This is a genomic window from Haloferax sp. s1 (assembly GCF_058382125.1).
In genome coordinates, this window is record NZ_JBZRPK010000603.1 from 1 (window position 1) to 9,213 (window position 9,213).

Sequence of the window (9,213 nt, forward strand, 5' to 3'; positions counted from 1 at the left end):
GCAGACCAGTCACAGACGATACGAAACCCGTCGCAGACACCCCCAAACCATCGATGCCGATAGTCAATAACGACACCCAACACGACCCGAACAAGATACTGCCCATCGACTACGACTGGGCCCGTGAGTACTACAAACAGGGCGTCGCCAACAACTGGGTTCCCGAGGAAGTCCCCATGGGCGACGACGTTCAGCAGTGGAAGACCGGCGAACTCACCGAGTCCGAGCGCCGTCTCGTCGAGTGGAACCTCGGCTTCTTCTCGACGGCCGAGTCGCTCACGGCGAACAACATCGTCCTCGCCATCTACGACCACGTGACTGCGCCGGAGTGCCGCCAGTACCTCCTGCGACAGGCCTACGAAGAGGCCATCCACACGGACACGTTCATCTACTGCTGTGACTCGCTCGGCTTCGACCCGGAGTACATGTACGGCATGTACGACCGCATTCCGACTATCGAGGCGAAAGACGAGTACGTCGTGAGCCTCACGCAGGCCATCGACAAGGACGACTTCACCATCGAGACCGACGACGACCTGCGCGCGTTCCTCCGTGACCTCGTTGGCTTCTACGTCATCATGGAGGGTATCTTCTTCTACGCCGGATTCGCCATGATGCTCGCGTTGAAGCGTCGCGGGAAGATGGTCGGCGTCGGCGAGCAGTTCGAGTACATCATGCGCGACGAGTCGCTTCACCTCAACTTCGGAATCGACCTCATCAACACGATTCGAGACGAGAACCCCGGCGTCTGGACCGACGAATTCGAGGCCGAAGTCCGCGAACTCATCGTCGAGGCCGTCGACCTCGAACGAACCTACGCCCACGAGGCGTGCCCGCCGAACGTACTCGGCATGAGCGCCGACCAGTTCGCCGAATACGTCGAATACGTCGCCGACCGTCGCCTCGGCCAACTCCGGATGGGCGCCGAGTTCGGGACCGACAACCCGTTCCCGTGGATGACAGAGCAGGTCGACCTGAACAAAGAAAAGAACTTCTTCGAGACGCAGGTCACTGAGTACCAGTCGGGTGGCCAACTCGACTGGTAACCTGCCGACCCGTTTTGACGGCCTGCGTTACGAGTCCGATTCCGCCAACGCGGCACGGTGTTCCTCGCGCTTCCGGAGCGCCGAATCCCGAAGTTCGCGTTCTTTGTCAGACTCACAGACCAGTTTCGGGACCGGCACCGGCGTTTCGTCTTCGTCCAGTGCGACGAACGTGAAAAACGACGTAATCGTCGCTCGCTTTTTCCCCTCGCTCGGTCGCTCGGCGGTCACATCGACCTTGATGTCCATGCTCGTTCGCCCAGTGTCGAAGACGTACGCTTCGACGGTCACCACGTCGCCCACGTCGATTGGGGCGAGAAAGTCAACGTGGTCCATCGACGCCGTAACGACCTGCCCCTCGGCGTACCGACGCCCGGCAATTGCGCCGCAGATGTCCATCCATTCGAGAATCCGCCCGCCGAGAGCACGGCCGAGGTTATTCGTGTCGTTCGGCATCAGAATCTCGCTCATCTCGGCGCGGGATGCCGACAACGACCGCGTTCCAACCGTCGATTGCTGCTGCATACAACCAGCTCTATCGCGGACGCTGTTAACTTATTCTACGTCCTAAACAATAGAAATAAACTTGGATTAATCGCCCGGGTTCCCCCATTCGGTGACTTCCCACTTCGCCTATTCGACGCGTTCGGACTCGGTTTCGACGCCACCGTCTTCGATTTCGATGTCGACGGCGTCCGCCGAGATGTCCGCCGTCTTGTCGAGGTCGAGTTCACCGAGTATCTCGCTGATGTCGTCTAACCCGAGGAGCTGTCGGGTTTCCTCGTCGAATTCGAGACTGTCGAGACCGGCCGAAGCTTGTACGTCGGAGCCAGTCAGCCCCTTTCCGTACCGGCCGAGAAGCGAGGTGAGTTCTTGCGGGAGGACATACGTCGTCGACGGTGACGTGCCGATGTTTGCCACCGTCTCCATGCCCTTGTCGATAATCGCTCGCTCGCCCATCGACTTGGCAGCGCGAGCACGCAGAACCGTCGAAACGGCATCACCCTGCGAGCGCAGGATTGCAGCCTGCTTTTTTCCCTGCGCTTCGATGATGTTCGCCTGTTTGGCCCCTTCCGCCGCCTCGACGGCGGAGCGACGCTCACCCTGCGCTTCGAGAATCATGGCGCGGCGGCGGCGCTCGGCGGATGTCTGTTGTTCCATCGCGTTTTCGACATCCTTCGAGGGCTTGACTTCGCGGACTTCGACGGACTCGACGCGGACACCCCACTCGTCGGTCGGTTCGTCGAGTTCCCGGCGGATGCGTGAGTTGATGTGGTCGCGTCGCGCCAGCGTTTCGTCGAGTTCCATGTCCCCGAGGGCGGCGCGGAGTGTGGTCTGCGCGAGGAGGGAGACGGCCCGCTGGTAGTGGTCGACTTCGAGGAAGGCGCGCTCGGGGTCCATCACGCGAATATAGACGACTGCGTCGGCCGTGACGGGCGAGTTGTCTTCGGTGATTGCTTCCTGAGTCGGCACGTCGAACGTCTGTGTTCGCATGTCGAAGCGGTAGGTCTTCGAGACGAACGGCGGAATGATATTCAATCCCGGTTCGAGGATTCCTTTGTACTCGCCGAAGACGGTGAGCGTTCGCTTTTCGTACGCCTGGACGATTTCGACGGCGTCGTACACCGCCGCGATGGCGAGCGCGAGGAAGACGTAGCCCACGAGCGCCAGTGGCGTCACGGGAAAGACAATCACGGCGATACCGAATACCACCACCGCAACTGCGAGGGGACCGACCCAACGCGGAATACGGGAGGGGCCGCTATCGACGCGAGCGCCGCCACCGGACCCCGACGACCCCGGCGACGTCGTCGCGGAGAGTTTTCCGAGTTGGTAGAACACGCTATCCATACAGGAGAGTGACACCGAAGGGGAATAAAGCTACGCGGCCACCAAGTATTTGCCTTCGAACGCCCGAGCGGCGGGGATGGGAACGAGTCGTGGCGGCGTTGACGTGGAGGACCTGCTGAAAATCGTGTTGGTTCTCGTGGTCGTCTGGCTGGTGCTCGAAATCATCGGCGAGGTGTTCGGCCTGTTTAGTGCGCTTATCGGGCTTGGTCTCCCGCTTTTCGGCCTCGTCGCCGCGGCGCTCATCGTCCTCTGGTTCCTCGACTGGATTTAAGCTCCTGACTGGTCCGGTCGCGGCGACGACGACACGTCTTTGTGTCTAACCCACGAGACACGGGCGTGTACAGTCTGAACGTCCCGGCTCCGGGGCGGGTCGCCCGCCTCGCGTCCGACCTGTTTCCGTATCTCGCCTCGTTCGACCGGGTTCGCGACCGGCAGACGCTCGTCTGCAAGCGCTTCGAGGAGTCCGAATTCGACCGCCTTCGCGAACGCCTCCGGCAGACGCTCGTCGGGCAACCCGCGTTCGAAGCCCGTGTCACCGGTATCGACTTCTTCGAACAGCCACCTCGCGGCTCCGCGCCGGTCGTCTACCTCGAAGTCGAGAGTTCGGGTCTCATCGAGTTGCATCGGCGACTCGTCGACGAATTCGGTCCCATCGACGGTCTCGAAGGTGACGATTACGTCCCGCACGTCACGCTCGCTCGCGGCGGAACGCTCGCGGATGCGCGGGTGGTCGCCGGGAAGGAGATAGAACCCGTTGAGTGGACCGTTTCACAGGTCGACCTCTACGACTCGTCGTTCCGCGAGAGCGTCGCCTCGATTTCACTGCCAGCCTAAACGAGGTTGCGAATCACCGGGTAGAATGCGGCTATTCGCGGGCGCGCAGTCGCATCCCTATCGGTTCTTGGGGGTGCATCGTCAACGAGCCGCGGAGCGAGAACGGTTCGTTCCGAACGTAGTCGAGTTCGTACGCTTGGGCGACGGTCCCGAGGATGAGTCGGCCTTCGAGCATCGAGAGGTGCTTGCCGATGCAGTGGCGAGGACCACCACCGAAGGGGAAGTAGGCGAAGCGCGGGCGACCCTGCGTCCGCTCGGGTGTCCACCGGCCGGGGTCGAATTCGAGCGGGTCGTCCCACCACCGTTCCGACCGGTGGACGACCCACTGTGGAAGCATGATTGCCGACCCTTTGGGGACGCGATAGCCGCCGAGGCGAACATCGACTTTCGGCTCACGGAACATGACGTACACCGGCGGGTACAGGCGCATCGCCTCGTTTAGCACGCGCTCTGTGTACTCCAACTTCTGAACGTCCTCGAACGTCGGTGTCCGCCCGCCGAGCACCTCGTCCAATTCACGGTGGAGCCTCGCTTCCGCTTCTGGATGTTGCGAGAGCAGGTACCACGCGTATGTCAGCGTCAGGGCGGTCGTGTCGTGGCCCGCGAGCAACATCGTCATCAACTCGTCGCGGAGGTTCTTTTCGGTCTGCTCGCCCGCGTCGTAGGCGCGGAGCAGAATCGAAAGCAGGTCCATCCGTTCCCCCTCGACCGAGTCGTCGGCCGCCACGGACGACGCGGGAGTCGACGCGTACTCGGTGCCGCGGCGGTCGTCGACGATATCCCAGATGAGGTCTTCGAGCACCGATAGCGCCTGTTTGTACTCTCGGTTCTCTCTCGTCGGTGCCCAGTCGGGCAGAAGGAAGCGAAACGGGTCGGGTTCGAACCGCGCGCCGAGCGGTTCGAGGTTCTCCTGTACCCGTCGAATTCGCTCGTCGTCGAGGTCCGTCCCGAACATCGCGTCGACGATAATCTCGACGGTCAACCGCGCCATCTCCAGTTGCACATCGACCACGTCGCCGTCGTCCCACGACGACAGCATCGACTCCGTTCGGTCGGTCATCATCTCGGCCATCGTCGAGATGCGGCGCACGTCGAATGCCGGTTGGGCGAGGTGGCGTTGTTTCTTCCACGTCGCGCCCTCGCTCATGAGGAGTCCGTCGCCGAGCAAGTCGCCGATGGCGCGGTCCTGAAACTGGGGTTTTCGGAACTTCGACGCCTCGCTCACGAGCACCGTCTCGATATCGGCCGGGTTCGTGAGCATGTACGTATCGAGTGGCCCGAGGCCGAAGTGAATGACATCACCGTAGGCGTCCGCCACCGCCGTCAGGAAACTGAACGGGTCGCGGGCGTACTGCCTGCTCGCGCCGAAAAGCGGGATGCCCTTCGGTCCGGGAGGGGTCGAACTCATCGGGTATGTGTTGGTTCCAAGAGGTAAGAACTACACGGCGGAGGTGATTGGTGAGCGATTCGACGCGTCGGGTGCGCCGATAAAAACCTCCCGCAGGGGTGCGGCAGAGGCCCTATGCTCTAAATCGCCCTACAATAGCGTATGACGACACTTTCGACCGTGGCACCCGTCGCCTTCGGAGCGGGACTTTTCGCCTCCGCCGGAATCTTTCTCATCTTGGTGGTCACGCTCACGACGACCCGGCAGTGGTGGCCGCCGGGCGACAAGACGTGGGCGTACTACCTGCACTGGTCGCTCGTCGGCGTGTTCAATATCTCCATACTCGCCGCTGCCGTTCTCGACTGGAATCAGTGGATACTACCGAGACCGGCATCGCTCGTCGTCGGAGCGGTCATTTCGGCGCTCGGCACGGGAATCTTCGTCCGAAGCGCGAACGTGATGCAGTCGGACGAGGTTCGGGGCGTCACCGGCGACCTCTACACCGGTGGGCCGTATGCGTACAGTCGAAACCCGCAGTACGTCGGCATGATTGTCGGTGTCGTCGGATTCGCGTTGCTGACGAACTCGGTTTTCGTCGCCGTTCTCGCCACGGCACACGTCGGGTGGATTCTGTTGTTACCGCTCGCCGAAGAACCACATCTTCGCGCAGAATACGGGGACGAGTACGAGCAGTACACAGCGCACGTCCCCCGGTTTGTGGGCCGAACAACGATTCGAGAACTGACGAAGTGACCGGATTACGACCGGCTACACGGTCGCTCCCGTTTTCACGGCCGCGGCGGCTCGCCATCGTAGGCGTCGTGGTCGTTGTAGAAGTTCAGCATCGCGAACTTGAGTTTTCCCGGCGCGATGTCGACCATCTCGGCCCGCTCTTCGACGGGGAACGACCCGCGGACGCCGTATTTCCCCATCGACGAGCTCTCTCGCGTGTAGCGCTTGTCGGCGAGGATGCGCACACCGTAGTCGTCGGGCGCGCGAATCACGCGACCGAGGGCCTGTCTGGTCTTTCGAATCGTCGGAATCTCGACCGCATAGCGCCAGCCAGCATCCTTCTTGCCCCGGTAGACGCGGTCGTAGGCGTCTTGCACCGCTTCCAGGCGCTCGGAGAGATGCGGGTACGGAACGCCGACGACCACGACGGTTCGCGCGTCGTCGCCGTCGAAACTCACGCCTTCGGCGAGCGTTCCCCACAGCGACGTGAGAAGCACTGCGCTGTCTTTGCCGACGAACTCGCGTCGCATCTCTTCGGCTCGAACGCCCGGTTCGTCCAGATAGAGGTCGATATCGACAGCGGGGTTTCCGCGGAGACGCTCGTGGTAGCGCTCGGCCTCCGAATACGAGGGGAAGAACACGAGCGTGTTTCCCGGCGTGAACCGAGCGGCGTCGGCGAGCAACTGCTCGATAGTCTCCTGCGTGCCCGGGTCGTCGCGCTCCGACGAGAACAACGCGGGAAGTGAGACCGAAAAGGTCCGACGGTTGTCCTCCGGATATTCGAATCCGTAGGCCATCGTCACCGGGTCGTCGAGGCCGAGCGTCGATTCGGTCACGTCGAACGGGCGGAGCGTCGCCGACATCAGAATGCTCGCGTGAACCTCTTCGAACAGTTCGCGGGTGACCTCTCGCGGGATGCAGGTGTAGAGTTCGGCACGACCGTAGATTTCGTCGGTTCCGCCGTCGCGGCGAACCGAGAGCATCGGGTGTCGACCGAGGTCGCCGCCCATCTCCATCCAATCGGCGATGAAGTTCGCCGCCTGCAAGGTTTGACACTCTTGACGCGTCGTCGCGTCGCCGTTTTTGTACTCGTCTTCGTACTGTTCGTCCAGTCGCTTGCCCAACTGCAAGGCGAGTTCGACTTCGATGTCGATGCCGCGGCCCTCGTACGACTGAAGGAAGTCCATCGTCAGGTCGTCGCGGCGGCCCTGACTGGCAATCGAGAGGTCGTACCAGTTTTCGCCGACCTGCTCGCGCTCGCCGAAGCCGAACGCCTCTTCGTAGCCATCGCGGAGCGATTCGAGGAACGTCCCGATGACGTTGCGGGCGCTCTCGGCACGGGAATCGTCCACGTCTTCCAACTCGTTCATGGCGCTTTCGAGGGTGTTTTCGGTGAGTGAGCGACTGGCGTGGTCGCGGGCGGCCCCCTCGATGTTGTGCGCCTCGTCGAAGACGGTGATGATGTCGTCGGGGTCGCGGTCTAACCACCGGAAGAACTGCTCGCGTATCATCGGGTCGAGCAGGTGGTGGTAGTTACAGACGACGAGGTCGATTCCCTCCATGCCCTCTTTCAGCAACTCGTAGCCGCAGAGGTTTTGGCGGCCGGCGTACTCGAAAATCTCGTCGGGAGTTCGCACGTCGTCGAACAACCACTGGAAGAACTCGTCTGTGTTCTGCGTGAGATTATTGTAGTAGTGGTCGCAGTAGTTGCCCTCTTTCAACTGCTCTAACTCGTCGTCGATGGTGTCGAGTTCGTCCGTGACGGCGCTTCTCGCGTCCGCCGCGCCGGATTCGCCCTCGCGCATCTGGTCGAGGAGCGTCTGGGCCTGTTCGGAGAGTTCGGACTTGTCGGATTCCTTTTCGACGATGCTTCGGGTGGTGTCGCGGAGCGTCTGGCACTCCTGAAAGCCCACGTCGATGTGGCACATCGAGGATTTGCCGCGGAAGACCACCGCCCGGATAGCTTCTTGTCTGGTGATGGCGCGGGCGTCCTCGACGAACTGCCGCATCTGCTGGTGGACGTTCGTCGTGATGACGACCGTCTTGTCGTGCTCGCGGGCGTACGACAGCGCGGGAACGAGCGCGGAGATGGTTTTCCCGGTCCCCGTCGCCCCTTCGAGGAGGACGTTTCGCTCCTCGTCGAGAGCGTCCGCGATACCGGACATCGCCGCCTCCTGGTTCGGATACGGCTCGTCGTACGGGAAGAAACGCCACGCTCTCTCCGTGTCGCTGTCGTCGGGTGAGCCGTTGGCGTGGGCCACGAACGATTCTCGGCCGCCATCTGATTAAAAGCCTCGGAGCAGTACCCCCACTCGATTCGGGAGCCGACATATAAGAGTGTCCCCGCGGTGCGGCGGTTCCGCCCGGCCGAGAGAGCATTATCTGCGGCGCTTCCGACCGCTGGCACATGGTGTCAGAAACAGCCACCGCACGAACCGAATCGACTGCAACCGTCTCCTGGCAAGCCGGCATCGTCGCCGGTGTACTCGCCGCGCTCGTCATGGGCGCGATGATGTTGATGCAGATGCGGCCGGTTCTCGAAGTCGCAATTCCCTCGATGTACACGCTGATGGGTGGGACCGCCGGATTCACCATCCACGTCGCCCACGGTGCGATTCTCGGCATCGCGTTCGCCGGACTTGCTGGCGTTGTCGGATTCGACTCGCTCGGAAAATCGCTCGGTAGTGGTGTCGTCTACGGTGTCGTTCTCTGGGCCGTCCTCGCCGTCCTCGTCATGCCGGTCTGGCTCGGAGCCGTCGGTTCGCCCGCGAACCCGCCGCTTCCGAACGTGAGCACGACGAGTCTGATGGGTCACGTCGTCTACGGCGCGGTTCTCGGAGCGGCGTTCCCGACGGTCGAGCGGTTCTTCTGAAAAATCAGTCCGTTCGTCCTTTCCTAGCTACGCGTCCAGCAACTCGACGATGAGTCCCTTCTGGGCGTGCAGGCGATTTTCCGCTTGCTCCCAGACGAGCGACTGCTCGCCTTCGAGCACGTCGCCCGTGATTTCCTCGCCGCGGTGGGCAGGCAGGCAGTGCATGACCTTCGCGTCGGTGCCCGAAAGCAGGCCCTCGTTCAACTGGAATCCCTCGAACGCCTGCAGTTTCTCGTGGCGCTGACCCTCTTGGCCCATCGAAATCCACACGTCGGTGTAGACGACGTCGACCCCGTCGATAGCCGCCTCGGGGTCCGTCGTGACGGTTGGCGCACTCCCGAGTTCGTCCGCCTTGTCGAGTACCTCGTCGTCCATCGCGTATCCCGGCGGCGTCGCCACCGTCAGGTCGACACCGGCCATCGCACAGCCGAGGACGAACCACTGGCCGACGTTGTTGCCGTCGCCAGTCCACGCCGCCTGCACTTCCTCGAACG

General features: G+C 62.3%; 10 protein-coding genes. 5 read left to right on the forward strand and 5 right to left on the reverse strand.

Going from position 1 to position 9,213, the window contains the following annotated elements; translation table 11 throughout:
- Window positions 1-53 precede the first annotated feature (53 nt).
- On the forward strand, window positions 54-1,046 hold the full coding sequence (locus QT222_RS12215; protein ID WP_491477339.1) for a ribonucleotide-diphosphate reductase subunit beta: 993 nt from the start codon (window positions 54-56) through the stop codon (window positions 1,044-1,046).
- 27 nt (window positions 1,047-1,073) lie between these two features.
- Here QT222_RS12215 and QT222_RS12220 read toward each other — a convergent pair whose 3' ends face one another.
- Together QT222_RS12220 and QT222_RS12225 are read right to left on the reverse strand one after the other, a co-directional pair.
- On the reverse strand, window positions 1,074-1,568 hold the full coding sequence (locus QT222_RS12220; RefSeq protein WP_491477332.1) for an acyl-CoA thioesterase: 495 nt from the start codon (window positions 1,566-1,568) through the stop codon (window positions 1,074-1,076).
- A 108-nt stretch (window positions 1,569-1,676) separates the two neighbouring features.
- Window positions 1,677-2,894 carry an SPFH domain-containing protein gene (locus QT222_RS12225; RefSeq protein ID WP_491477333.1) on the reverse strand — a complete coding sequence of 406 codons (1,218 nt, stop codon included), beginning with the start codon at window positions 2,892-2,894 and terminating at the stop codon, window positions 1,677-1,679.
- Window positions 2,895-2,970: 76 nt separating this feature from the next.
- Between QT222_RS12225 and QT222_RS12230 the strand changes: the two genes are divergently transcribed.
- The gene (locus QT222_RS12230; RefSeq protein ID WP_491477334.1) at window positions 2,971-3,165 is read left to right on the forward strand and encodes a DUF7554 family protein; all 195 of its coding nucleotides are present in this window, start codon (window positions 2,971-2,973) and stop codon (window positions 3,163-3,165) included.
- Between the two features lie 65 nt (window positions 3,166-3,230).
- A complete protein-coding gene (locus tag QT222_RS12235) occupies window positions 3,231-3,728 on the forward strand; it encodes a 2'-5' RNA ligase family protein (RefSeq protein WP_491477340.1) in 498 nt (165 codons plus the stop codon).
- A 31-nt stretch (window positions 3,729-3,759) separates the two neighbouring features.
- Here QT222_RS12235 and QT222_RS12240 read toward each other — a convergent pair whose 3' ends face one another.
- Window positions 3,760-5,136, reverse strand: coding sequence for a cytochrome P450 (locus QT222_RS12240; RefSeq protein ID WP_491477335.1), 1,377 nt, complete (start codon window positions 5,134-5,136; stop codon window positions 3,760-3,762).
- 141 nt (window positions 5,137-5,277) lie between these two features.
- Here QT222_RS12240 and QT222_RS12245 point away from each other — a divergent pair, with 141 nt between their 5' ends.
- Entirely contained in the window at window positions 5,278-5,868 is a 591-nt protein-coding gene (locus QT222_RS12245; RefSeq protein ID WP_491477336.1) for a methyltransferase family protein, read from the forward strand.
- Between the two features lie 35 nt (window positions 5,869-5,903).
- On the opposite strand, the gene QT222_RS12250 is transcribed toward QT222_RS12245, so the two are convergent.
- Complete coding sequence (locus QT222_RS12250; protein ID WP_491477337.1) at window positions 5,904-8,108, reverse strand: ATP-dependent DNA helicase; 2,205 nt, start codon at window positions 8,106-8,108, stop codon at window positions 5,904-5,906.
- A gap of 146 nt (window positions 8,109-8,254) precedes the next feature.
- On the opposite strand from QT222_RS12250, the gene QT222_RS12255 reads away from it, so the two are divergent.
- A complete protein-coding gene (locus QT222_RS12255) occupies window positions 8,255-8,719 on the forward strand; it encodes a DUF6789 family protein (protein ID WP_004058759.1) in 465 nt (154 codons plus the stop codon).
- Window positions 8,720-8,746: 27 nt separating this feature from the next.
- Here QT222_RS12255 and QT222_RS12260 read toward each other — a convergent pair.
- The coding region (locus QT222_RS12260; RefSeq protein WP_491477338.1) for a Rossmann-fold NAD(P)-binding domain-containing protein at window positions 8,747-9,213 on the reverse strand (467 nt) is incomplete at its 5' end.

Excerpts from the sequence above, each read along its gene's own strand:
- QT222_RS12215 (WP_491477339.1), top strand. The coding sequence starts at position 54 with ATGCCGATAGTCAATAACGACACCCAACACGACCCGAACAAGATACTG.
- QT222_RS12220 (WP_491477332.1), bottom strand. The coding sequence starts at position 1,568 with ATGCAGCAGCAATCGACGGTTGGAACGCGGTCGTTGTCGGCATCCCGC.
- QT222_RS12225 (WP_491477333.1), bottom strand. The coding sequence starts at position 2,894 with ATGGATAGCGTGTTCTACCAACTCGGAAAACTCTCCGCGACGACGTCG.
- QT222_RS12230 (WP_491477334.1), top strand. The coding sequence starts at position 2,971 with ATGGGAACGAGTCGTGGCGGCGTTGACGTGGAGGACCTGCTGAAAATC.
- QT222_RS12240 (WP_491477335.1), bottom strand. The coding sequence starts at position 5,136 with ATGAGTTCGACCCCTCCCGGACCGAAGGGCATCCCGCTTTTCGGCGCG.
- QT222_RS12245 (WP_491477336.1), top strand. The coding sequence starts at position 5,278 with ATGACGACACTTTCGACCGTGGCACCCGTCGCCTTCGGAGCGGGACTT.
- QT222_RS12255 (WP_004058759.1), top strand. The coding sequence starts at position 8,255 with ATGGTGTCAGAAACAGCCACCGCACGAACCGAATCGACTGCAACCGTC.